Origin of the sequence: Amycolatopsis sp. NBC_00355, from assembly GCF_036104975.1 — a bacterium.
Lineage (GTDB): Bacteria > Actinomycetota > Actinomycetes > Mycobacteriales > Pseudonocardiaceae > Amycolatopsis.
This window is the reverse complement of sequence record NZ_CP107982.1, coordinates 8,008,771-8,032,500: the sequence shown is the minus strand read 5'-3', so window position 1 is coordinate 8,032,500 and position 23,730 is coordinate 8,008,771. Positions and strand designations below refer to the sequence as shown.

Here is a 23,730-nt window from a genome sequence, read left to right as displayed (position 1 = left end):
GGTAGCGCCCGGTCAGGCCGGTCGCGCTGAGCCGGCCGGCCGCCATCCGCGCCTGCAGCGCCGGGATGTCCGCCGAGTCCAGGTCGAACTCCGGGGAAGACGCCGGCGCGGCGGGCGCGGCGGGAACGAGCACGAGTGCGGCGGCCAGGATCGCGAGGAACACCGGCCGCCGCCTCATCAGAGCACCGGCAACAGCGTGCGGAGTTCGTACGGGGTGACCGCGCTCCGGTAGTTGTCCCACTCGTGGCGCTTGTTCCGGAGGAAGAAGTCGTAGACGTGCTCGCCGAGGGCTTCCGGCAGGAGCTCGGACTTCTCCATCTCGGCCAGGGCTTCCCCCAGGTTCTGGGGCAACTGCGCGTAACCGGCGGCGCGCCGCTCGGAGTCGCTCAGCTGCCAGATGTTGTCCTCGGCCGGCGGCGGCAGCTCGTACCCCTTTTCGATCCCCTTGAGCCCGGCGGCCAGGATCACCGAGTAGGCGAGGTACGGGTTGCACGCGGAGTCCAGGGTACGGACTTCCACCCGTCGGGATGACGCCTTTCCGGGTGAATACATCGGCACCCGGACGAGCGCCGAGCGGTTCGCGCGACCCCACGAAACCGTCGTCGGCGCCTCGCTTCCGCTGATCAGGCGCTTGTAGGAGTTCACCCACTGGTTGGTGACGGCGGAGATCTCCTTGGCGTGGTGCAGCAGGCCGGCGACGAACGCCTTGCCGGTCTCCGACAGCTCGTGCGGGTCCTCGGCGTCGTAGAAGGCGTTGCGATCACCCTCGAAGAGGCTGATGTGGGTGTGCATCCCGGAGCCGGGCTGGTCGGTGAACGGCTTCGGCATGAACGTCGCGCGCACGCCCTGGGTCAGCGCGACCTCCTTGACGACGTAACGGAACGTCATCACGTTGTCGGCCATGGTCAGGGCGTCGGCGTAGCGGAGGTCGATCTCCTGCTGGCCCGGCGCGCCCTCGTGGTGGCTGAACTCGACCGAGATGCCCATCGCCTCGAGGGTCTCGATCGCGTGCCGCCGGAAGTGCGTCGCCGTGGCGTGGCTGGCCTGGTCGAAGTACCCGCCGTTGTCCGCGGGCTCCGGCTCGCTGCCGTCGTCGGGGAGGTTGGCCAGGAGGAAGAACTCGATCTCCGGGTGCACGTAGCAGGTGAAACCCGCTTCGGCCGCCTTCGAGAGCTGGCGCCGCAGCACGTGGCGCGGGTCGGCCCACGACGGCGAGCCGTCCGGCATCGCGATGTCGCAGAACATCCGGGCCGAGTAGGGGCTGCCGTCCGGGGTCTCCCAGGGCAGCACCTGGAAGGTGGCCGGGTCCGGCTTGGCGACCATGTCGGATTCGTAGACGCGCGCGAACCCTTCGATGGCCGAGCCGTCGAAGCCGATCCCCTCGGTGAAAGCGCCCTCGAGTTCGGCCGGCGCGACCGCGACGGACTTGAGGAACCCCAGCACATCGGTGAACCAGAGACGGACGAAACGGATGTCGCGCTCCTCGAGCGTGCGGAGCACGAATTCCTGCTGGCGATCCATGGCCGCACCCTAACGACAGCGTGTTAACGGGATGTTTCACGACGCGCCGAGGGTGACGAAGGTCAGCTCGCCGACACCGGAACGGGCTTCTTCGCGCGCTTCACGGCCAGCGACGCGACCGACGCGATGACGGCCAGGACGGCGGCCGAATACCAGGCCAGGGTGTAGTTCCCGAGCTGGTCGCGGACCAGGCCGGCGGCCGAGGCGGCGAACGCGGCGCCCAGCTGGTGACAGGCGAAGACCCAGCCGAACACGATCGGGCCGGCTTCGCCGAAGGCGCGGACGCAGAGCGCGACGGTCGGCGGGACCGTCGCCACCCAGTCGAGGCCGTAGAACAGGATGAACGCCCACATGCTCGGCTGCACGGAGTCGGTGAACAGCTGCGGCAGCAGGGCCAGCGAGAGCCCGCGCAACGCGTAGTAGACCCCGAGCAGGATCCGCGGGTCGACGCGGTCGGTGAGCCAGCCGGAGAAGATCGTGCCGACGACGTCGAAGACGCCGACCAGGGCCAGCAGGCCCGCCGCGGTCGTCTGGGGCATGCCGTGGTCGTGGGCGGCCGGGACGAAGTGGGTGCCGACCAGGCCGTTCGTCGTCGCGCCGCAGATCGCGAAGCCGACCGCGAGCAGCCAGAACGTCCGGGTGCGGGCCGCCGTCTTCAGGACGGACAGGGCGCGGCGGGCGGAGCCGGTCTTCGGGGTGGGGCGGGCGACCTCGGCGTCGGCGGGCGCGCCGTAGGCCGTGGTGCCGACGTCGGCGGGGTGATCGCGGATGAGCAGCAGGACCACCGGGACGACGGCGAGCGCGGCGAGCGCGATCACCAGGGACGCGGTCCGCCAGCCGGAGCCGACGGCGAGGTTGGCGATGAGCGGCAGGAAGATCAGCTGGCCGGTGGCGCCCGCCGCGGTCAGGACACCGGTCACGACGCCGCGGCTGCGGACGAACCACCGGGCCGCGACGGTCGCCGCGAAGCTCATCGCCATCGAGCCGGTGCCCGCGCCGATCAGCACGCCCCAGCAGAGGATCAGCTGCCAGCTCGCGGTCATGAAGACCGTGCCCGCCGCGCCGAGGGCGATGACGAACAACGCCGTCGCCGAGACCCGGCGGATGCCGAACCGCTCCATCAGGGCGGCCGCGAAGGGCGCGAAGAGACCGTAGAGCACGAGGTTGACCGAGACGGCCGAGCTGATCGTGGCCGTCGACCAGCCGAACTCCTGGTGCAGCGGGTCGATGAGGACGCCGGGGGCCGAGCGGAAGCCGGCGGAGGCGAGCAGCGCGACGAACGCGGCACCGGCGATCAGCCAGGCGCGGTGCAGCTTCGGGGCAGGGCGGGTCTCGACAGTCACCAGTGAAGTGTTGTCTGGCGCGCCTTCCGGTGGAAGTGGCCTGAAGGACATCTGCCGCAAGGATCCGGCCACCACCAGGCGCTGCCGGAGTAAGTCTGCTCGATGGGCTTCGTGATCCAGGTGGTTCCTGACGGTGCGGGCGGAGCACCCTCGTACCGGGTCGTACTCGGGTGAGCCGCCCGTGCCGCCAGGGGCCGCCTGGGCGCGAAGACCGCGAGCCGGACTTGCTCCGGCGGCGCCTAGGCTTGCGGGATGTCCCGCATCGCCCTGCTGCTCGTGGTCCTGTTGACGGCCGGGTGCGCCGGCTCGCCGGACACGCGCGGGCCGTTCCCCGCGGGTGCCGAGCTGGTCCGCGACGCGGCGACGTCGTTCGCCGCGGTGCGGAGCGTGCACTTCGCCGCCGGGGTCAACGGCGTCCTGCCCGACTTCCCGCTCCGGCAGATCGAAGGCGACGCGACCCTCGACGCCGGCGGGGCCGCGACCGGCACGGCCGACGTCCAGGACGGCGACGGACACGTCAAGTTCCGCTTCACTGTGCGCGACGGCCAGGTGAGCACCGACCCCGGCATCGCGCGCGGCCGGATCCCCGAGACGGACGCCGTGGGCCGGTTCCTCGGGCCGTCCGCCGGGCTGAAGCGGCTGCTCGACGCCGTGACCGACGCGAAGACCGAGGGCAAGGAGAACGTCGACGGCGCCGCGGCGCTGCGGGTCGGCGGCCAGGTGCCCGCGGCCGTCGCGCACAGCGTGCTGCCGCAGGTGAACGCCGACATCGTCGTCAAGGTGTGGGTCTCGGCCGACGGGCCGCGCCGGTTCGTCCGGCTGTGGGTGCAGGTCCCGCCGGCCGGTGACCACCTCAGCCCGGTGATGTTCGAACTGTCGCTGACCGGCCAGAACAAGCCCGTCAACCTCGGTTAGCAGCGGGTCGCGGCGGCGGTGCCGTCGATCAGGTACGCGACGCCCGCGCGGTCCACGCACGCGTTGCCGTCGAGGAAGACCGTGTGCTGCACGCCTTCGTACGTGAGCAGAAAGCCGTCGAGGTCCTTCGCGAGGTCGACGCCCTGCTGGTACGGCGTCGCCGGGTCGTGCGTGGTCGAGACGACCAGCGGTTTCGGCAGGCCGGCGGCGTGCGGCGCGTGCTCGGCCGACGTCGGCGGGACCGGCCAGGTCGAGCAGATGTCCAGCTCGCTGGTGTCCGGGCTGCCGCCGGCCAGGAACGGCGCGCCGGCCAGCATCCGCTGGTGCGCGCGGTCGATCGCGGCCCGGTCGGTGAGCCGGGCGCGGTCGACGCAGCGGACGGCGAAGTAGGCGTCGATCCCGCCGCTGTAGTGGCCGTCGCGGTCGCGGCCGTAGTAGCCGTCGGCGAAGGCCAGCAGGGACCGGCCGGTGCCGCCGGCCAGCTGGGTGAGCGCGCCGTTGAGCGCCGGCCAGTCGCCGCGGGCGTAGAGCGCCGCGAAGGTGCCGGTGACGGCGTCCTCGAAGGAGAGCTTCCGGGTGCCGGCTGGGACGGGCTTCGCGACCAGCGGACGCGCGAGCTGTTGGAAGGCCTCGGTCGTACGCGCGGGGTCGCGGCCGAGCGCGCAGTCGCTCCGGGCCGCGCACCACCTGCCGAACTCGGTGAAGGCGTCCTGGAAGCCCGCCATCTGCGTGACCAGGGATTCCGCGATGTCCTGTGCGGGGTCGACGGCGCCGTCGAGCAGCAACGCACGGACGTTGCGCGGGAACGCCTCCGCGTAGGCCGCGCCGATCTGCGTGCCGTACGAGTAGCCGAGGTAGGTCAGTTTCTCGTCGCCGAGAGCCGCGCGAAGGACGTCTAGGTCGCGTACGACGTCTCGCGTGCCGACGTTCGCGAGGAACGCTTTGCCGTACTTCGCCGCTTCGGCGCACTTCGCGCCGTACGCCGTGGTCTCGGCGAGTTGCTTCTTCACCCCTTCGGGCGACATGTCGCTTTCGACGTCGGACGCGCGGTCGGCGTCCTGCTCGGCGTCGGTGCGGCAGGTGATCCGCGGCTCGCTGGTGCCGACGCCACGCGGGTCGAAGCCGACCAGGTCGAAGCGGTCCAGCAGCGGCGCGGCCGCGGGCGACTTCGCCAGGGACGCGGCCATCGACGTCCCCGCGCCGCCGGGACCGCCCGGGTTGACGACCAGCGAGCCGATCCGCTGCTTCGCGGCCTTGTGCCGCAGCAGCCCGACGGTGACCGTCTCCCCCGCCGGACTCGTGTAGTCCAGCGGCACGGTCAGGTGCGCGCAGTCCAGCGGCGCGGCCGCCGGACACGGCGTCCAGGCGAGCTGCTGCCCGGTGAACTTGCGCAGGTCAGGAGCCTGCGAGGAAGGCGACGGCGCCGGTGTCGACGGGGCGCTCGTGCACGCCGTCAGCACCAGTGCCGCGCCCAGCAGCGCGGCCGCCCTCACTGGCCCTTGCAGCGCGTGCCTTCCGCCGGGAGCGTGCCGTCGACCAGGTAGTCGTTGCCCGCCTGGTCCACACACGAAATGCCCTGCAGGAACACCGTGTGCTGGGTGCCCTCGAAGGTGAGCAGCCCGCCCTTCAGGCCCTTCGCGAGGTTGACGCCGGCCTGGTACGGCGTCGCCGGGTCGTTGGTCGTCGAGATGACCAGCGTCTTCGCCAGGCCTTCGACGTTCGGCACGTGCGGCTCCGACGTGTTCGGCACCGGCCAGAACGCGCACGCGTCGCGGGCCGCGCTCGCCGGGCGGCCGTCGTCGAGGAACGGCGCGACCTGCACGTACTCCTCCTGCGCCTTGAGGATCACGGCCGGGTCGGTGACGCGCGGGTCGTCGACGCAGCGGATCGCGGTGAAGGCGTCCTGGGTGGTGCCGTACTTGCCGCTGGAGTCGCGCTCGTTGTAGATGTCGGCGAGTTTCTCGAGCGTCGCGCCGCGCTGCTGCTTCAGCTCGTTGAGGCCGGTGTTCAGCGCGTCCCAGAGGCTCTCCTGGTAGAGCGCCTGGATGACGCCGGTGGTCGCGTCCTCGTAGGAGAGCTTGCGGCCGTCACCCACCGGGACCGGGAAGTCGATCAGCGGCCGGACGAGGTCCTGGAACGCCTTCACCGCGGCAGCGGGGTCCTGGCCGAGCGCGCAGTCCTGCTGAGCGGTACACGACTTCGCGAACTGCGTGAACGCGCCGCCGAAGCCCTGGCCCTGCGCGACCAGCGACTCGACCGCGTCCTGGTCCGGGTCGACCGCGCCGTCGAGGATCATCGCGCGGACGTTCTTCGGGAACGCCTCGGCGTAGGTCGACCCGATCCGGGTGCCGTAGGAGTAGCCGAGGTAGGTCAGCTTCTCGTCACCGAGGACCGAGCGCAGGATGTCGAGGTCCTTCACGACGTCGCGGGTGCCGACGTTGGCGAGCAGCCCGGTGCCGTCGTCGCTGCGCTGGGCGCACTTCGCGGCGAAGTCCTTTTCCTGCGCTTCCTGCTTGAGCACGCCCTGCGGCGAGCCGTCGGTCTCGCTGTCGTCCGCGCGGTCGGCGTCGCGCTCCTGATCGGTCAGGCAGCGGATGATCGGCTGGCTCGCGCCGATCCCCCGCGGGTCGAAGCCGACCAGGTCGAAGCGCTTGGCGAGGTCCGTGTTCGACGCCGGCTTGATCAGCCCGGCGGCGGCGACCATGCCCGACGCGCCCGGTCCGCCCGGGTTCACCACCAGCGACCCGATCCGCGATCCCCCGTCGGTCGCCTTGTGCCGCAGCAGGCCGAGCGTGATGGTCGTTCCGTCCGGTTTCGCGTAGTCCAGCGGCACGGTCAGCCGCGCGCACTGGATGTCTTTCGCCTGGAACGCCGACCTCGCGTCCTCCGACGTCGCGTAAGGTGCGCAGTCGGCCCAGGTCAGGCTCTGGCCGTAGAACCGCTCCAGCCCCGCGGGCACCGGCCCGGACGGCGGGTGCGACTCGGTCGTCGGCGACGGCGGGGCGGTCTTGCCGGTGGACGTGCAGGCGGTCAAGGAGACCGCGAGCAGCGCGGATGCCGCGACCGCCGTGATCGTCCGACTACGGGACCTGGCGCTGGGATGAAGGAACACGGTTGGATCGTCCCATCCGGCCGCGGAACTCGAACGCACCACCGCCACGTTGGGTGGGGCAGGCCGGTCGAGCGAGAGAGAACGGGAGACCAGGGGTGGCAGCACTGATCAGCCGGGTGGGCAAACGGCTCCGCCGGATCATCCAGCGTCCGGGCAGCGTCGAGCTGACCCGCTACGAAGCACTGCTGCCCGCAGTCGAGAAGCTCGAACCCGAGCTCGAGAAGCTCTCCGACGAGGAGCTGACCGAGCGGGCCGGGAAGCTTCGCGCGACGCTGAAGGACACCGCGTTCGGCGACAATCACCTGATCGAGGTGTGCGCGCTCGGTCGTGAGGCTGCTCGGCGGGCACTGGGCGAGCGCGCGTTCGACGTCCAGATCCTCGGCACGATGGGCCTGCTCAGCAAGCACGTCGTGCAGATGGAGACCGGTGAGGGCAAGACGCTCGCCGGCGCGCTGGCCGCGGCCGGGTACGCGCTGCGAGGCAAGCGCGCCCACGTCGTCACGGTCAACGACTACCTGGCGCGACGCGACGCCGAGTGGATGGGCCCGGTGTACGCGCTGCTCGGCGTGTCGGTCGGCTGGGTCGAGCCGTCGCACTCGCAGCAGGAGCGCAAAGAGGCCTACGCCAAGGACGTCACGTACGGCGCCGTCGCCGAAATCGGCTTCGACGTGCTGCGCGACCGCCTGGTCACGAACGTCGACGACCTGGTCCAGCCGGATCCGGAGGTCGCGATCGTCGACGAGGCGGACTCCGTGCTGGTCGACGAGGCCCGCGTCCCGCTGGTGATGGCCGGCTCGATCGACCACACCGACGCCGACGAAGAGGTCGCGAAGGTCGTCCGGCGGCTGCGGCTCAACCTGCACTACGAGACCGACAGCGAGGGCCGCAACGCCTGGCTGACCGACGCCGGTGCCTCGGTCGTCGCGAAGTCGCTCGGCCTGGAGGTCGACGACCTCTACGGCGAGACGGCGTCGGACCGGCTCCCCGCGGTGAACGTCGCGCTGCACGCGCATGCGCTGCTCACCCGGGACGTCGACTACCTGGTCCGCGACGGCAAGGTCCAGCTCATCAACGCCGCCCGCGGCCGCGTCGCCGAACTGCAGCGCTGGCCGGACGGTCTCCAGGCCGCCGTCGAAGCGAAGGAGCAGGTCAGCGCGACCGACCGCGGTGAGATCCTGGACTCGATCACCGTCCAGGCGCTGCTGGCGCGCTACCCCGAGGTCGCCGGCATGACCGGTACCGCGGTCGCCGTCGCCGAGCAGCTGCGCGAGTTCTACGAGCTCGAGGTCGCGGTCATCCCGCCGAACACCCCGAACGTCCGCGAGGACCAGGAAGACCGGGTCTTCGCGTCGCCGTCGCAGAAGCTGCGGGCGATCGAAGAGGAGATCCGCACGGTCCACGAGACCGGGCGCCCGATCCTCGTCGGCACCCAGGACGTCGCCGAGTCGGAGGAGCTGGCCGAGAAGCTGGCGAAGGTCGACCTCGAGTGCGTCGTGCTCAACGCGCGCAACGACGCCGAAGAGGCGTCGATCATCGCCGAGGCCGGCAAGAAGGGTGCGGTCACCGTCTCGACCCAGATGGCCGGGCGCGGTACCGACATCCGGCTGGGCGGCACCGACGGCGCAACCCGCGAAGAGGTCGTCGAGCTGGGCGGGCTGCACGTCATCGGCACCGCGCGGTACCCGTCGAGCCGGCTCGACGGCCAGCTGCGCGGCCGCTCCGGCCGCCAGGGCGACCCGGGCAGTGCGATCTTCTTCGCGAGCCTGAACGACGAGCTCGTGCTGTCGAACGCGCCGGACGTGCCGGACGGCATCACCGACGACGAAGAGACCGGCGAGATCACCGACAACGCGGCGCTGCGGCAGCTCAACCACGCCCAGCGCGTCGCCGAGGGCGTCGACCTGGAGATCCACCGCAACACCTGGCGCTACACGCGGCTGATCGAGCGGCAGCGGCGCGACCTGCTGACCCACCGCGACAAGGTGCTTCGCGAGGGGTACGCGGCGGAGAAGCTGGAGAAGGCGCACCCGGAGAAGTTCGGCGAGCTGAAGGAGAAGCTGGGCGACGACCAGGAGAAGGTGGAGCAGCTGTGCCGCGAGGTGCTGCTGTTCCACGTCGACCAGCTCTGGTCCGACCACCTGGCGTACCTGACCGACGTCCGCGAGAGCATCCACCTTCGGGCGCTGGCCCGGGAGACGCCGCTCGACGAGTTCCACCGCGCGGCCATCCCGGAGTTCCACAAGATCATCGCCGAGGCGGACTCGCGCGCGGCGAAGACCCTCGAAGAGGCCGAGCTGACCGACGACGGCATCGACCTCGGCGACGCCGGCGTCCGGCGGGCGAACACGACGTGGACCTACCTGGTGCACGACAACCCGTTCGACTCCGACTTCGAGCAGACCATCAAGAAGGTCCGGAGCATGATCAAGCGCAAGTAGTCCTCTTCCCGGGAAAACCCTCGCTCGGTTCGGCCGAGCGGGGGTTTTCTCGTTTGCCCGGGCCGGGAGAATCGGGGCATGCGCAAGATCCCGACGCTGTTCCGTCGCGACCCCGAAGACCTCCGGCGGGTGACCCGCGAAGTGCACCCCGCGTGCCAGTGGGTGCTCGACGGCCAAGGCGTGCCCACCCGCAAGTACGACGGCACCTGCGTCCGGCTCGACGAGTCCGGCGAGTGGTGGGCGCGGCGCGAGGTGAAGGCGGGCAAGAGCGCGCCCGCCGGGTTCGAGGCCGTCCAGACCGACCCGGAGACGGGGAAGACCGTCGGCTGGGAGCCGGTCGCGCAGTCGGCGTTCGCGAAGTTCTTCGACGAAGCCCGTGAGGGCCTCGTCGGCGAGGTGCCGGGCACCTACGAGCTGTGCGGCCCGAAGGTCAACGGCGATCCGGAGCAGCTCGGCGTCCACCGGCTGGTGCGGCACGCGACCGCGGAGGAGTTCGGCGATGTGCCGCGCGACTTCGACGGGCTGATGACGTGGCTGCTGGCGCACCCGGAGTTCGAGGGCGTCGTCTGGCACCACCGTGACGGGCGGATGGCGAAGCTCAAGTACCGCGACGCCGCGGCGGTCACGACGGCGTCGTGACCCCGGAGATGCAGTAGTGCTCCTGGATGCGCGTCACCTGCAGTTCGCCGTGCACCGACCGGCTGCCGATGGTGCCGTCGAGCGGAACGCGGATCTCGTCCGCGCCGCTCTGGACGGGTGAGCCGGCGGTGAGGTGCGCGTTGCGGCTGCCGAGCGTCCGCACCGCGGCGGCGACGACGCCTTCGGCGGACGCGCAGGCGGCTTGGCGACCTATGACCGCGTCGTCGCCCAGGACGGCGAGGATGAACTTGCCCGCGGCGACGCTGCCCGAGTTCAGGTCGAGCGGCGGGCCGGTGCGGGCCGCCGGTTTGCCGTCGGAGACCAGGAATCCGGGCGCGAAGAACCCGGTGATCAGGAAGATCACCACCAGTAGCCCGCCACCGCCGGCGAGCAGGCCGATGAGCAGGCCGTTGCCCTTCTTCGGCGGCTGCGGTGGCGGATAACCCGGATAGCCTGGATAACCCTGCTGCTGCGGGTAACCCTGCTGCGGATAGCCCTGGTGTGGGTAGCCCTGGCCGGGCGGTGGCTGCTGCGGGTAACCCTGGCCCGGGTACTGACCGGGCGGTGGCTGCGGCGGATACGTCAAAGTGGTCCCTCCCCTTCGGCGAACCCGGCTGCCCGGTTCGTCCGATCAGCGGCAACCTACCCGGGTGGCCGAAGGCGCCGCAGCGGATCCGCTCGCCGGGGTGGCTTTTCGCCCACATTCGCTCGGCCGGCCGGGTGGCGGTGCGTCAGAATGGCGGCATGCCGCAACTGCGCATCGCGCTCGCCCAGGTCAACCCCACCGTCGGTGACCTCGACGGCAACGCCGACCTGCACGTCGAATGGACCCGCCGCGCCGCCGAAGCCGGTGCGCACGTGGTCGTCTTCCCGGAGATGTCGCTGACCGGCTACCCGGTCGAGGACCTCTCGCTGCGCCGCACCTTCGCCGAGGCCTCCCGCCAGGGCGTCGAGGCGCTGGCGCGCCGGCTGGACGAAGCCGGCTGCGGCGAAGTGCTGACCTACATCGGTTACCTCGACCTCGACGACGCCGGCCCGCGCGACGCGGCGGCCGCGCTCTACCGCGGCGAGGTCGTCGCGCGGCAGTTCAAGCACCACCTCCCCAACTACGGCGTCTTCGACGAGCACCGCTGGTTCAAGCCGGGCACCACGCTCGACGTCGTCCGGTTCCACGGGCTCGACATCGGCATGGTCATCTGCGAGGACATCTGGCAGGACGGCGGGCCGATCTCGGCGCTGGGCCGGGCGGGCGTCGACCTCGTCGTGGCGCCGAACGCGTCGCCTTACGAGCGGTCCAAGGACGAGCAGCGGCTGCCGCTGATCGCCCGGCGGGCCGCCGAAGCCGGCGCGCCACTGGTCTACACCAACCAGGTCGGCGGTCAGGACGACCTCGTGTTCGACGGCGACTCGCTCGTCGTCGGCGCGGACGGCACGGTGCTGGCGCGCGCACCCCAGTTCGTCGAGCACCTGCTCGTGCTGGACACGGACCTCGCCGCGGGCGGGCACGCCGGGGACGGCGAGCTCGAAGGCCTGCACGTCCGGCGGCGCGTGCTGAGCGAAGAGCCGCTGCCCGCGTACGAGCCGACGGCGTCACCGGTGATCAGCGAGCCGCTCGCGGACGAGGCCGAGGTGTGGGCGGCGCTCGTCGTCGGGCTGCGGGACTACGTGCACAAGAACGGGTTCACGTCGGTCACGTTCGGCTTCTCCGGCGGCATCGACTCGGCGGTCTGCGCGTCGCTGGCGGCGGACGCCCTGGGCGGCGGCAACGTCTACGGCGTCTCGATGCCGTCGAAGTACTCCTCGGGCCATTCGAAGGACGACGCCGCCGACCTCGCACAGCGGATCGGCGCGCACTACCGGGTCGAGCCGGTCGAGGACATGGTGCGCGTCTACGTCGAGCAGCTGAACCTGACGGGCCTCGCCGAGGAGAACATCCAGGCGCGCACCCGCGGCATGCTCCTGATGGCACTGTCCAACCTGGACGGTCACCTCGTGCTCGCCACCGGCAACAAGACCGAGCTGGCCGTCGGGTACTCCACGATCTACGGCGACGCCGTCGGCGCGTTCGCCCCGATCAAGGACGTCTTCAAGACGCACGTCTGGCAGCTGGCCCGGTGGCGCAACGACTCAGCGGCCCAGCGGGGCGAGACCCCGCCGATCCCGGAGAACTCGATCTCCAAGCCGCCGTCGGCCGAGCTGCGGCCGGGCCAGATGGACTCCGACTCGCTCCCGGACTACGCGCTGCTCGACGACATCCTCGACGACTACGTCGAGGGCGACCGCGGGTACGCCGACCTCGTCGAGGCCGGGTTCGCGCCGGAGACGATCGACCGCGTGGTGCGGATGGTCGACAAGGCCGAGTACAAGCGGCGCCAGTACCCGCCGGGCACGAAGATCACGCTCAAGGCGTTCGGCCGCGACCGCCGGCTCCCGATGACGAACGCGTGGCGCGAAGGCAAGGCCTGACGCTCCAGCGGCTCCAGCGGCGAAGCCCGTGAAGGCCCCCTTACCGGCTCTTATGGCCGGGAAGGGGGCCTTCACGGCTTTCAGCTCAGCGCGACCTGGCGGCCCTCCGGGGTGCGGACGGCGGCGGTCAAGCCCGCGCGGTCGGCGCGTCGGACCAGGAGCTCCAAGCCCAGCGCGTCCGTCACCGCGAGGACCGAGTCCGGGTCGGGGTGCGCGCCCGTCACCATGAGCAGCGGGAGGGATGGCAGGTCGCGCGTGGTCGGGTGCGGGGTGCCGCCCCAGTCGATGAGGAACGGCCTGAGCGTGCCCGGGAGGCTCGGCGGGGTCAGCCGCCAGCGCAGCAGCTCGCCGCCGGCCGTCTCGCGGGACATCCCGATGGCGTCACCCGGGTCGAAACCGTGGGTGCGGGCGTTCTTGATCGTCGCGTCGAGGTCCGTGGTGCGCACCGCCCACGCGACCAGCGCCGGCTCGGTGAGGTCGTCGATGCCGAACGGCCGGGGTCGCGCGGGATCGGGCTGCGCCGGGTCCGGGCCGATCACCTCCAGGTAGGCACCGGCGCCGAGGTCGGCGAGGTGGTTGGCCGTGCCCAGGCCGACGTGGCTGCCGCCGGGCGCGGGCGTGACGCCGGTGAGTTCCTTGACGCGCGCGACGGCCTCGGCGAGGTCCGGTCCGGCGTAGACGAGGTGGTCCAGCACCGGCCCATCATCCCGTGGCCGGGCCGCGGCCGTCAGCCTCCCTTCGGTCGTAGGCTGGACGCATGAGTGTGGGGTTCACGGTGTTCGGCACGGCCATCGGGCCGTGCGGGCTCGCGTGGCGCGACGACGTCGTGATCGGGACGTCGCTGCCGGACGGCGGTGCCGCCGGCATGCGTGCCCGGCTGGCCCGGCGGTTCCCGGACGCCGTCGAAGGTCCGCCGCCTCCGCCCGGGCAGGCGGCGGTCGACGGGATCGTCGCGCTGCTGGCCGGCGAGCGCCGCGACCTGGCCGAGATCGAGCTGGACCTGGCCGCGGTGCCCGAGTTCAACCGGCGCGCGTACGAGATCGCGCGCGCGATCCCGCCCGGCAAGACCCTGACCTACGGCGACATCGCGCACCGGCTCGGCCTGCCCGGGTCGGCCCAGGCGGTCGGGCAGGCCATGGGGCACAACCCGTTCCCGATCGTGGTGCCGTGCCACCGGGTCCTCGCGGCCGGCGGTCGCGACGGCGGCTTCTCCGCGCGTGGTGGCGTCGCGACGAAACGCCGGATGCTCGTGATCGAGGGCGCGCTGGCGGACGAGCCGACGCTGTTCTGACGCGCCCGACGCCGTTTCGCCGGTGCCGAGCCGTGATCAGAACGCCAGCACACGTGATTGCCGGGTCGACTCGCGTGATTGAAGGGTCGTCACGACTCGGTTGACCGGGGACGCGAACGGACGACTCGCGTGCCTGGAGGGTCGGGTCGCGTGCCTGGAGGGTCGGGTCAGGCTGGTTAGGGGGTTGGTTTCCAGGGCTTCATCCACGGGGACTCCGGCCAGTTTTCCGCCGCGGCCATGAGCGGGAAGGCCGTGGCGCCGTCGACGTGTTCGCGGATGATGTCCGCGTGGCCGGCGTGGCGGGCCGTCTCCTCGATCAGGTGCAGCAGGACCCAGCGGACCGACCACGCCTCGACGTCGTCCGGGTACCACGGGACGCCCTTCGGCACCGGGACCGGGCGGCCGAGGTCGTCGATCCGGCCGATGACCTCCGCCGTGCGGGCCGCGACCTCGTCGTAGCGCTCCAGGACGCTCCGCAGCGTCTCCTCCGGGCCCAGCCGGTACGCCTCTTCGTAATCCCGCATGCCCTCGTCGAACGGCTTCTGGGGCAGCTGCAGCACGATGTCGATCCAGCCGTCCTCGGTGCTCGCGACGTGCTTGATCAGCCCGCCCACCGACAGCGCGCTCTTCGTCGGCGTCAGCCGCGCCTGCTCGTCCGTCAGGCCGTGCGCGGCCAGCTTCAGGACGTACCGCTGCTGCTCGAGGTACCGCAGCAAGCCCTCGCGCTCGTCGGCCACCGGGGGCACGTTTCCCGCCATGTCGATCTCCTCCTCCGGGAATCGGGAACCAGATGGTCGCATCCGGCACCGACAAAATCCGGAAGAACTAGATCCGGGGCGCGTGCCGAGGCGCGGGCTTGATGAACGCGTACGCCCCGCCGGTGCCGAACAGCACCGCGCGCACCACCAGCTGGACGCGGCTGAAGACGCCTTCGAACTCGCCGAACTGCCGCGCCACCACCACGGCCACCCAGGTGGCCATCACCAGCACGAGTCCCGAGACGGCGAGCCGGCGCCAGCCCGGCGGCCACCACAGCACCAGGCTGATCACCCCGACCAGGAGGATGCCCGACAGCAGCGACGAGATCGCGCCGCTGCTCTCCGGGTAGGCGGCCTGGACCAGCACGACGGCGCCGAACACGCTCACCGAGATCGAGCTCAGCCGCGCCGGCCACTGGACCGGGCCGAGTCGGTGCAACGGCGGCCCGGCGAGCAGGAAGGCGACGCCCGAGATCGCCAGCAGGACCCGGAACACGGGCGGCCCGGCGAGCAGGGCGTCGGCCGGGTCGCGCACCGGCGACACACCCGTCGGGACGGCGAACTCCAGCAGCCAGCCCGAATAGGCGAGCACGGCCAGTCCCATGAGGAGGGCCGAGGCGATCCGAGCCGTGCGCACGTGGCACACATTAAGCGACCGCTTGCCATCGCGCGGCCCCAGTATGACCAGGGCGACCCACTCGTTATGCCTGCGGACGGACGAACGGGAACAGGACCGTCTGGCGGATCGACGCTCCCGTCAACATCATGAGCAGGCGGTCTACCCCCAGGCCGAGGCCTCCGGTCGGCGGCATTCCGTGCTCCAGCGCCAGCAAAAAATCCTCGTCGAGTTCCATCGCTTCGACGTCACCACTGGCCGCGCGCAGCGATTGCGCCTCCAGCCGGCGTCGTTGCTCGATCGGGTCGGTCAGCTCCGTGTAGGCCGTGCCGACCTCCGAACCGAACGCGATCAGGTCCCAGCGTTCGGCCAGCAGCGGGTCGGTCCGGTGCTGCCGGGTCAACGGCGAGACGTCCGTCGGGTAGTCCGTGTAGAACGTCGGCAGCACGGTCGAACCCTCGACGAGGTGCTCGTGCGCCTTCAGCACGAGGTCGCCGTGGCTCGGGTCCTCCCCGACCGGCACCCCGGCGGCGAGGCAGAACCGGCGAAGGTCCGCCACCGACGTCCCCGAGTCGACGTGCTCCCCCAGCGCCGCCGAGACGGCTTCGTGCACCGGGACCACCGGCCAGTCACCCGAGATGTCGTACTCGACGACCTTGCCGCCGGTGTCGGGCCGCCGCACGACCTGGGCGCCGTACGCCGCTTCGGCCGCATGCTGGACGAGCTCGCGCGTCAGCTTCCGCATGGTGTCGTAGTCCGCGTACGCCTGGTAGGCCTCGAGCATCGTGAACTCGGGGTTGTGGGTCGCGTCGACGCCTTCGTTGCGGAAGTTGCGGTTGAGCTCGAAGACGCGCTCGACGCCGGCCACGCACAGCCGCTTGAGGTACAGCTCGGGCGCGATCCGCAGGTACATCCGCATGTCGTAGGCGTTGATGTGGGTGACGAACGGCCGGGCGTTGGCGCCGCCGTGCACCGTCTGCAGCATCGGCGTCTCGACTTCGAGGTAGTCGGCGTGGTGCAGCCGCTCGCGCACCGCGCGGACCACTGTGGACCGCAGCCGGAGCATGTTCGTCGAGTCCGGGTTGACCGCCAGGTCGAGGTAGCGCTGCCGGACCCGCGTCTCCGGGTCGGTGAGGCCCTTCCGCTTGTCCGGCAGGGGGTGCAGGCACTTCGCGGTGACCGTCCACTCGTCGACGAGCACCGAGAGCTCGCCGCGCTTCGACGTGACGACCTGGCCGCTGACGCCGACGTGGTCGCCGAGGTCGACGCCGGTCCGCCAGCCCGTGAGGTCCAGCTCCCCGGCGTCCAGCATCAGCTGGATCTCACCGCTGAAGTCCTTGACGCGCGCGAAGCACAGCCCGCCGAGGATGCGCATCGCCAGCACGCGCCCGGCGATCCGGACCCGGTGCCCGGTCGCGCTGTCCGGCTGCAGGTCGCCGAACTTCTTGACGACGTCGCCGATGTGGTCGTCCCGGCGGAACCCGACCGGGTACGGGTCGATCCCGGCTTCGCGCAGCTTGTCGAGCTTCGCGACGCGCACGCGCACCTGCTCGGGCCGCCGCACGACCTTGGCCGCCGGCACGGCCGCCGACTCCTCGATCTCCCGGACGCGGGCGACGAAGCCGTCGGTGACCGTCTCCAGCCGCAGCGACCGCGACCGGCCGGTCGGGACGAACCCTTCGAGCGCGCCCGCGACGATGCCGACCCGCGGCAGCCGCCGCGCCGAGGAGTAGCAGAGGAACCGCGGCTCCCACTCGGGCCCGTACTTGGCGTTGGAGCGGTACAGCGACTCCAGCTGGAAGAACCGCGAAGCGACGCTCAGGATCCCGCGCCAGGCCCGCAGCACCGGGCCCGCGCCGATCCGCTCCCCCTCCGAGAAGACCGCGCGGAACATGGCGAAATTGAGCGAGATCCGCTGCGCGCCCAGTACCGGCCCGGCCGCGACGACCACGGCGATCATGTACTCGTTGAGGCCGTTTTCGGCGTCGCGGTCACGGCGCATGAGGTCCAGCGAAAGCCCGCGGCGGCCCCACGGGACGAACGACAGCAGCCCGCGCAGCTCGCCGTGGGCGTCGTAGGCCTCGACCATCACGCTGCGGCCGTCACTCGGGTCGCCGAGCCGGCCCAGCGCCATCGAGAACCCGCGCTCGGTCTCGGCGCCGCGCCAGGCCTGCGCCCGCGCCAGCAGCTCGGCCATTTCGGTGTCGGGGATCTCGCCGTGGCGGCGGACCCGCGAGGTGTAGCCGGCGCGCTCGATGCGCTTGACGGCCTGGCGCACCGAACGCCGTTCCGGCCCGGCGAGGCTGAACTCGCGGACGTCGAGCACCGCCTCGTCGCCGATCTCCAGCGCCCGCATACCGGCGTCGGTGTACGCCTTCGCGCCGCGTTCGCTCGCCCCGAGCACGCCGGGCGTCCAGCCGTAGGTGCGCGTCTCGTCGAGCCACGCGCGCACCGCGTCCGGCCAGGCCTCGACGTCGCCGATCGGGTCCGCGCTGGCGACGCTGGTGCCGCCGAGCACGCGGTAGGTCACCGCGGCGCGGCCGTTCGGCGCGAAGACGACGCTCTTGTCGCGGCGGGTGGCGAAGTAGCCGAGGGAGTCGTCCTCGCCGTGCTGGGCGAGCAGCTCACGCAGGCGGAGCTCCTCCTGGTCGGTCCGCAGCCGGCGGCTGCGGACCCCGCGGAAGAGCATGTACAGCGCGGCGGTGGCGACGACGGTCGCGCTCAGGTCGAGGAAGACGTCCAGCCAGGCCGGCCCCTCGCCGACGCCGATCCGCCGCAGCTGCAGGTTTTCCCCGGTGGCGTGGTTGACGACCCAGGCGAAGCGCTCCCACGTGTCGCCGAGGTGGCCGGGGAAGGCCTCGCTGAGGCCCCAGCCGACCAGGATGACCGCGGCGAACCCGCCGAACAGCATGGTCAGGCCGTCACGCCAGGCGCTCGGCGCGAGCCGGGCCGGGAACGCCGGGCGCAGCGCGAGCAGGAACACGATCAGCCCGATCGACAGCAGGTCGGCCGCGGTCAGGGCCCACAGCTGCGCCGGGATGTGCCGGACCTGCTTCGGCCCCAGCGTCAGCAGATCGGGTGACCACAGCAGGGTCGCCTGCAGGGCCAGGGTCAGCAGCAGCCCGCCGACCTGGAACAGCACGAGCGTGTAGAGCGCCGCCTTCTTGCGGCGGCGCAGCGCCCCGCCCAGGACCACCAGCAGCAGCACCATCACCAGGCTCGCGCTGGTCGGCACGCTGAGGGCGGAGAAGCCCATGTCGATGCCGTTCATCAGGCGCCCGCGCGGGCCGCCGGTGAGCAGCAGGAGCACCGAAAAGACCGCGGCGAGCTGCACCACGGTGGCGACGATGCCGCCGCTCTTCGCCTTCCAGGCGGGGATGCGCGTGCGCGTCTGCGCGGTGGTACCCATCGTCGCCGTTGTCGCCTTTCGCGGCCGTTCGGTCGCCATGCCTTTCATGACCTCTTCTTGACGTCAGTGAACACAGGTTGGTTGTCCCCCGACATCAACCTGAAGGCTGACGCCGGCTCGTCCCGCCGCACGACGGTGTGAAGCTGGTCGCACGGGGTCGAGGTCGGTGCGGGTGCGTGTCACGCTTTGAGACGCCTGTTGAGAGGCATCTGCTCCACGACCCGGGGACCTCACCCAGGCCCCGAGGGAAGGACGGTCGACGACGATGTCAGCCACCGAAAAGCCCGCCTCCGAAGAAGTGGCCGCCCCGTACGGCACCGGATCCGCCGCGCCCGCGGCACCGGGTCCGGGCCGGAAGGTCCGCGTGCACCACCTGCGGGAGCTCAAGGAACGCGGCGAACCGTGGCCCATGCTCACCGCGTACGACATGTACACCGCCGCGCTGTTCGACGAGGCCGGGATCCCTGTGCTGCTCGTCGGCGACTCCGCGGCCAACAACGTCTTCGGCTACGACACCTCGCTGCCGGTGACGGTCGACGAGCTGCTGCCGCTGGTCCGGGCGGTGACGAGGTCGGTCAAGCGCGCCCTCGTGGTCGCCGACCTGCCGTTCGGCTCCTACCAGCTCTCGCCGCAGCAGGCGCTGGAGACGTCGGTGCGGTTCATGAAGGAGGGCCGCGCGCACGCCGTCAAGCTGGAGGGCGGCCGTCGGTTCGCCGCGCACGTCGAGGCGCTGACCGCGGCGGGCGTGCCGGTGATGGGCCACATCGGGTTCACCCCGCAGAGTGAACACAACCTCGGCGGCTACCGGGTGCAGGGGCGCGGTGAAGCAGCGGACGTGCTGCTCGCCGACGCGCTGGCGCTGCAGGAGGCCGGGGCGTTCGCGGTGGTGATGGAGATGGTGCCCGCCGAAGCCGCGAAGCGCGTCACCGCGGAACTGGCGATCCCGACCGTCGGCATCGGCGCCGGGCCGGACTGCGACGCGCAGGTGCTCGTCTGGCAGGACATGGCCGGGCTGCGGCGCGGCAAGGCGCCGCGGTTCGTCAAGCGCTACGCCGACGTCGCGACGGTGCTGCAGGACGCGGCGACGGCGTTCGCCGAGGACGTCCGCCGCGGTGAGTTCCCGGCACCCGAACACGCGTTCCACGACTAACCCCGGCCCTTGAACCGGTCGGCCAGGGCCGGGTCGTTCTCCCACCAGAGCCCCGACGTCGACGCGGCGCCCACAGCGGCTTCTTCGTCCAGCTGGACGTCGATCTGCTTCGCGCGCCGCTCGTCGTCGCGGGCCCAGCGGACGAACAACGCGATGACGAACGGCAGCCCGGCGACGTCACCGCCGATCCACAGCACCCCCGCGCCGACGATCTGGTCGGTGCGGGGGTCCGGGCCCCGGCCCGGGTGCGCGGCTTCGTAGTGCGCCGGGGCGAGCAGCGGGCCGAGCCACAGCACCAGGCCGAGGGCGCCGTCGAAGACGACCTCGGTGAAGGCGATCCACACCGACACCAGGTGCGGGTCCGTGCGCGGGGTCGGGTCGAGCCCGAGGCGCGTCCAGAAGTAGAGGAACCCGGACAGGACGAGCACCGCCCGGGCCAGTCCGTCGACCACCGCCGAGCTCAGCGTGAGGTCGTAGAGCGGGGTCAGGTAGAGCACCAGGACCGGGGCGACCAGGGCGAGCGTGATCACCGGAGGGAAGGTCAGCGCGCGGGCCACCGGGCCGCGACCGTGCCGTCGCAGCCAGCGGGCCGGGGTGACGTCGAGCAGCAACCGGATCGGCGCGCCCAAGGCCAGCAGCAGCGGTGTGATCATCAGCAGGGTGACGGTCTGGACCGCGCGAACCCAGAAGAACGTCCGGTCGTAGAAGGCCAACGGCGAGCAGGTGACGACGAGGATGGTCGCGAGCCCGGTGAGGAACGCCGCCGTGCGGCCCGGAGGCCACCGGGCCGCACGGCGGCGCGTCGCCCGGAAGTAGAGCCCGCCCAAGGCGAGCACCACGAGCACCGCGGGAACGTCGAAAGTCAGGGGCACGTCAGACCGCGAAGAAGATCAGGCTGGCGATTCCGGCGACCACACAGTAAATGGCGAACGGGGTCAGCGTGCGCGTTTCGAAGTAGCCCGTGAGGAAACGGACGGAAATGTACGAGGCGACGCCGGCGATCACGCTGCCGACGAGCGCCGGGCCCAGTGAGGCGTGGTTCTCCGGGGCGAACAGCGTCGGCATCTTCAGCACGCCCGCGGCCAGGATCACCGGGGTGGCAAGGAGGAACGCGAACCGCGCGGCGTCCTCGTGGCCCAGCCCGCGACGCAGCCCGGCGACCATCGTGATGCCCGAGCGGCTGATACCCGGCAACAGCGCGAAGATCTGCGCGGCACCGATCAGGACGGCCTCGCCGACACGCAGCTTCGCCAGCCGGACGTCGGTCGCCTCCTCGACGGTGACCGCCCGCAGGACGAGCGTTTCCTCGGCCGAGAAGTCCACGGTGTCGTCATTCTCTTCGGGACGCCGCCGGGAGAATTTCTCGGCGGCGTAGAGGACTCCGCCGTTGAGCGTGAGGAAGATCGCCGCCGGCACGGGCTTGCCGAGGTAGTCGCGCAACAGGCCTTCGAAGAGCAGGCCGGCCAGCCCGACCGGGATGGTGGCGAGCACGAGCAGCCACGCGAGCCGCTGGTCGGCCGTGCGGACCTCGCGGTCGCGGACCGACGTCCAGAGGCCGGCGATGATCCGGACCCAGTCCTTCCGGAAGAACAGCACCAGCGCGAGCGCGGTCGCCACGTGCATCGCCACGAGCACCGCGAGGTAGGGCGAATCCTTGCCGATGCTCAGGTCCTGCTGCCACTGGCCGCCGAGCCAGGCGGGCAACAGGATGCTGTGGCCGAGACTGGACACCGGAAACAATTCCGACACCCCTTGCAAGGCGCCGACGACAATCGCCTCGACATAGGTCACCGCGGACATTCCGTGCCTTTCGTACAGCGTTTCCCCGACCCCGACACCGGAACGTACCGGCGCATTCGTTAACGGCGGGCAAGGGGGACCTCCTCACTCAGCGTGCTCTCAGCGCGTGTTCACGTATATGAACATCAATCATGTCCTTGACTGTTGTTCGACTTGTGGCTTAGCGTCTAGCCCGTCGCCGCCACGACAAAAGTTCGAACCCTCGACGAGGAGGACGGGAATGCGTGAGCGGGAACTGACCTTCACGGCCGCACCGACGGCCCTCGTGCGCCGCCCTCCGGGATTCGCGACAGCCGCGCGCTGACGCGTCACGGACTGGGGGCCCGCTCAGCCCGGCGGCGGGGGCGGGCCCCCACTTTTCCCGGCGCTGTCCCGGCTCGGGGAACAACCCCGGGTACCGGGACAGCGGCCGGGTCCCCTCCGGCAGAGTGTCGGGCATGGACGAGCTCTACCCGCCACTCCCCGCGCGGGCCGAAGGATTCCTCGACGTCGGCGACGGGCACCGGATCCGCTGCCAGGAAGCCGGCAACCCGCACGGGAAGCCGGTCGTGGTCCTGCACGGCGGGCCGGGCAGCGGGATCGCGCCGATGGCGCGCCGGCACTTCGACCCCGGGGCCTACCGGATCGTCCTGTTCGACCAGCGTGGCGCCGGGCAGTCCACGCCGGGCGCCGCCGACCTCACGGCCAACACGCTGTGGCACCTGGTCGCCGACATGGAACTGCTGCGCGAACGCCTCGGCATCGAGCGGTGGCAGGTCTTCGGCGGCTCGTGGGGCGCGACCCTCGCCCTCGCCTACGCGGAGACGCACCCGTCGCGCGTCAGCGAAATCATCCTGCGCGGCGTGTTCACCGTGCGGCGCAGCGAGCTGGACTGGATCTACCGCGGCGGCGCGGCCAACCTGTTCCCGCGGGAGTGGGAGGCCTTCCTGGCGCCCATCCCCGAAGACCGGCGCGGCGACCCCCTGTCCGCGTACGCCGACCTGCTCGCCGACGCCCGGGTCCGCGACGTCGCGGCGGTCGCGTGGAGCAGATGGGAAGGCGCGACGGTTTCCCTGTACCCGCAGGAATCCTTCGTGCAGCAGTACGCCGAACCGGCGTTCGCCCTGACGTTCGCCCGGCTCGCGGTGCACTACTTCACCCACGGCGCCTGGCTGGAGGACGGCCAGCTGATCCGCGACGCGGGCAAGCTGGCCGGGATCCCGGGCGTGATCGTGCAGGGCCGTTACGACGCGGTGTGCCCGCCGACCACGGCGTACGAGCTGCACAAGGCGTGGCCGGGGTCGGAGCTGAAGCTGATCGAGGGCGCGGGGCACGCGGTGACCGACCCGGGCGTCCTGGCCGCCTTGCGCGCCGCGACGGACTCGTTCCGCCCGTAGCCCGCCGAACGTTCGGTGCAAGTCGTCGTGAGTGTTCAGGGCGGTTAGAACCGCCCTGAACACTCACGACGAGCCGCGGCAGACCTGGGTACTAGAGGCGGCCGCCCGAAGCCGTGTCGCCCGAGAGGCGCTGGGCCAGGTACACCGGCACCGTCGACGCGACGATCAGCACCGCCGCCACCACGTTCACGATCGGCGCCTGGTTCGGGCGGAACAGGTTGTTGTAGATCCAGATCGGCAACGTCTCCATGCCCGTGCCCAGGGTGAACGTCGTCACGATGATCTCGTCGAACGACAGCGCGAACGCCAGCAGCCCGCCCGCCAGCAGCGCCGAGCGCAGCATCGGGAACGTCACCAGGCGGAACGTCGTGAAGCCCGTCGCGCCGAGATCCATCGACGCTTCCTCCAGGTTGCCGCCCATCCGCCGCAGCCGCGCGACGACGTTGTTGAACACCACCACGATGCAGAACGTCGCGTGCGCGATGATCGCCGTCAGCAGGCCCAGGTTGATGCCGAGGATCGTCCGGAACGCGTTGTTCAGCGCGATGCCCGTGACGATCCCCGGCAGCGCGATCGGCAGGATGATCAGCAGGGACACCGGGTTGCGGCCGAAGAACCGGTAGCGCTGCAACGCGAACGCGGCCATCGTGCCCAGCAGCAACGCGATCGCCGTCGCCGCCAGGCCCGCCTGGACGCTCGTCCACAACGCGTTCAACGCACCTTCGTTCGAGGACGCGCGGCTCCACCATTCGAGGGTGAACCGGGACGGCGGCCAGCCGAACGTCGTGTCCGCGTTGAACGAGTTCAGCAGCACCACCAGCAGCGGGAAGTAGATCACCGCCAAGCCGAGACCCAGCGCCGTCCACAAGAGCACCCGAGACGTCCGCACGCCGACA

At 71.3% G+C, this 23,730-nt stretch carries 20 protein-coding genes (1 of these 20 only partly in view); 7 read left to right on the top strand and 13 right to left on the bottom strand.

The window, feature by feature from the left end:
* From OHS18_RS36990 to OHS18_RS36980, 3 genes are all read right to left on the bottom strand, one after another.
* Nucleotides 1-178: the beginning of an amidase gene (locus tag OHS18_RS36990; protein ID WP_328613888.1), read on the bottom strand. The gene continues 1,382 nt to the left of window position 1, outside the view; 178 of the gene's 1,560 nt are visible here — the first part of the coding sequence; its start codon is at nucleotides 176-178; its stop codon lies beyond the left edge, outside the window.
* Nucleotides 178-1,521, bottom strand: a complete 1,344-nt coding sequence (gene glnA, locus OHS18_RS36985; protein WP_328444635.1) for a type I glutamate--ammonia ligase — start codon at nucleotides 1,519-1,521, stop codon at nucleotides 178-180. The genes OHS18_RS36990 and glnA overlap by 1 nt, the downstream gene beginning before the upstream one ends.
* A gap of 62 nt (nucleotides 1,522-1,583) precedes the next feature.
* The gene (locus tag OHS18_RS36980; RefSeq protein WP_328613887.1) at nucleotides 1,584-2,864 is read right to left on the bottom strand and encodes an MFS transporter; all 1,281 of its coding nucleotides are present in this window, start codon (nucleotides 2,862-2,864) and stop codon (nucleotides 1,584-1,586) included.
* Nucleotides 2,865-3,116: 252 nt separating this feature from the next.
* Here OHS18_RS36980 and OHS18_RS36975 point away from each other — a divergent pair, with 252 nt between their 5' ends.
* A complete protein-coding gene (locus tag OHS18_RS36975; protein ID WP_328613886.1) occupies nucleotides 3,117-3,779 on the top strand; it encodes an LppX_LprAFG lipoprotein in 663 nt (220 codons plus the stop codon).
* Here the strand turns inward: OHS18_RS36975 and OHS18_RS36970 are convergent.
* Together OHS18_RS36970 and OHS18_RS36965 are read right to left on the bottom strand one after the other, a co-directional pair.
* Nucleotides 3,776-5,272 (bottom strand): alpha/beta hydrolase, encoded by a 1,497-nt coding sequence (locus OHS18_RS36970; RefSeq protein WP_328613885.1) that lies wholly within the window; start codon nucleotides 5,270-5,272, stop codon nucleotides 3,776-3,778. The genes OHS18_RS36975 and OHS18_RS36970 overlap by 4 nt on opposite strands.
* Nucleotides 5,269-6,852 (bottom strand): alpha/beta hydrolase, encoded by a 1,584-nt coding sequence (locus tag OHS18_RS36965; protein WP_328618648.1) that lies wholly within the window; start codon nucleotides 6,850-6,852, stop codon nucleotides 5,269-5,271. Before OHS18_RS36965 ends, OHS18_RS36970 begins: the two co-directional genes overlap by 4 nt.
* Nucleotides 6,853-6,986: 134 nt before the next feature.
* Here OHS18_RS36965 and secA2 point away from each other — a divergent pair, with 134 nt between their 5' ends.
* Nucleotides 6,987-9,329: an accessory Sec system translocase SecA2 gene (gene secA2, locus OHS18_RS36960; protein ID WP_328613884.1), complete on the top strand. Its 2,343-nt coding sequence runs from the start codon at nucleotides 6,987-6,989 to the stop codon at nucleotides 9,327-9,329.
* 78 nt (nucleotides 9,330-9,407) lie between these two features.
* Nucleotides 9,408-9,968 (top strand): RNA ligase 1 family protein, encoded by a 561-nt coding sequence (locus OHS18_RS36955; protein WP_247061225.1) that lies wholly within the window; start codon nucleotides 9,408-9,410, stop codon nucleotides 9,966-9,968.
* Here OHS18_RS36955 and OHS18_RS36950 read toward each other — a convergent pair.
* On the bottom strand, nucleotides 9,952-10,554 hold the full coding sequence (locus tag OHS18_RS36950) for a hypothetical protein (RefSeq protein WP_328613883.1): 603 nt from the start codon (nucleotides 10,552-10,554) through the stop codon (nucleotides 9,952-9,954). The genes OHS18_RS36955 and OHS18_RS36950 overlap by 17 nt on opposite strands.
* A gap of 158 nt (nucleotides 10,555-10,712) precedes the next feature.
* Between OHS18_RS36950 and OHS18_RS36945 the strand changes: the two genes are divergently transcribed.
* Nucleotides 10,713-12,434, top strand: coding sequence for an NAD+ synthase (locus OHS18_RS36945; protein WP_328613882.1), 1,722 nt, complete (start codon nucleotides 10,713-10,715; stop codon nucleotides 12,432-12,434).
* 80 nt (nucleotides 12,435-12,514) lie between these two features.
* On the opposite strand, the gene OHS18_RS36940 is transcribed toward OHS18_RS36945, so the two are convergent.
* Nucleotides 12,515-13,129, bottom strand: a complete 615-nt coding sequence (locus tag OHS18_RS36940) for a VOC family protein (RefSeq protein ID WP_328613881.1) — start codon at nucleotides 13,127-13,129, stop codon at nucleotides 12,515-12,517.
* A gap of 62 nt (nucleotides 13,130-13,191) precedes the next feature.
* Here OHS18_RS36940 and OHS18_RS36935 point away from each other — a divergent pair, with 62 nt between their 5' ends.
* Nucleotides 13,192-13,725, top strand: coding sequence for a methylated-DNA--[protein]-cysteine S-methyltransferase (locus OHS18_RS36935; protein WP_328613880.1), 534 nt, complete (start codon nucleotides 13,192-13,194; stop codon nucleotides 13,723-13,725).
* A gap of 176 nt (nucleotides 13,726-13,901) precedes the next feature.
* Here OHS18_RS36935 and OHS18_RS36930 read toward each other — a convergent pair whose 3' ends face one another.
* The 3 genes from OHS18_RS36930 to lysX form a co-directional block, all read right to left on the bottom strand.
* A complete protein-coding gene (locus tag OHS18_RS36930) occupies nucleotides 13,902-14,483 on the bottom strand; it encodes a DinB family protein (protein WP_328444655.1) in 582 nt (193 codons plus the stop codon).
* 67 nt (nucleotides 14,484-14,550) lie between these two features.
* Nucleotides 14,551-15,120, bottom strand: coding sequence for a hypothetical protein (locus OHS18_RS36925; protein WP_328444657.1), 570 nt, complete (start codon nucleotides 15,118-15,120; stop codon nucleotides 14,551-14,553).
* Nucleotides 15,121-15,184: 64 nt separating this feature from the next.
* Nucleotides 15,185-18,508: a bifunctional lysylphosphatidylglycerol synthetase/lysine--tRNA ligase LysX gene (gene lysX / locus OHS18_RS36920; protein ID WP_328618647.1), complete on the bottom strand. Its 3,324-nt coding sequence runs from the start codon at nucleotides 18,506-18,508 to the stop codon at nucleotides 15,185-15,187.
* Between the two features lie 265 nt (nucleotides 18,509-18,773).
* Between lysX and panB the strand changes: the two genes are divergently transcribed.
* Nucleotides 18,774-19,658 (top strand): 3-methyl-2-oxobutanoate hydroxymethyltransferase, encoded by an 885-nt coding sequence (gene panB, locus OHS18_RS36915; protein WP_328444659.1) that lies wholly within the window; start codon nucleotides 18,774-18,776, stop codon nucleotides 19,656-19,658.
* Here panB and OHS18_RS36910 read toward each other — a convergent pair.
* Together OHS18_RS36910 and OHS18_RS36905 are read right to left on the bottom strand one after the other, a co-directional pair.
* The gene (locus OHS18_RS36910; RefSeq protein WP_328613879.1) at nucleotides 19,655-20,530 is read right to left on the bottom strand and encodes a cytochrome c oxidase assembly protein; all 876 of its coding nucleotides are present in this window, start codon (nucleotides 20,528-20,530) and stop codon (nucleotides 19,655-19,657) included. The two genes, panB and OHS18_RS36910, sit on opposite strands and share 4 nt — an antisense overlap.
* 1 nt (nucleotide 20,531) lies before the next feature.
* Complete coding sequence (locus tag OHS18_RS36905) at nucleotides 20,532-21,458, bottom strand: undecaprenyl-diphosphate phosphatase (protein WP_328444663.1); 927 nt, start codon at nucleotides 21,456-21,458, stop codon at nucleotides 20,532-20,534.
* A gap of 437 nt (nucleotides 21,459-21,895) precedes the next feature.
* Here OHS18_RS36905 and pip point away from each other — a divergent pair, with 437 nt between their 5' ends.
* Entirely contained in the window at nucleotides 21,896-22,834 is a 939-nt protein-coding gene (gene pip, locus OHS18_RS36900) for a prolyl aminopeptidase (protein ID WP_328613878.1), read from the top strand.
* A gap of 91 nt (nucleotides 22,835-22,925) precedes the next feature.
* On the opposite strand, the gene OHS18_RS36895 is transcribed toward pip, so the two are convergent.
* Nucleotides 22,926-23,723 (bottom strand): ABC transporter permease, encoded by a 798-nt coding sequence (locus OHS18_RS36895; protein ID WP_328444667.1) that lies wholly within the window; start codon nucleotides 23,721-23,723, stop codon nucleotides 22,926-22,928.
* Nucleotides 23,724-23,730 lie beyond the last annotated feature (7 nt).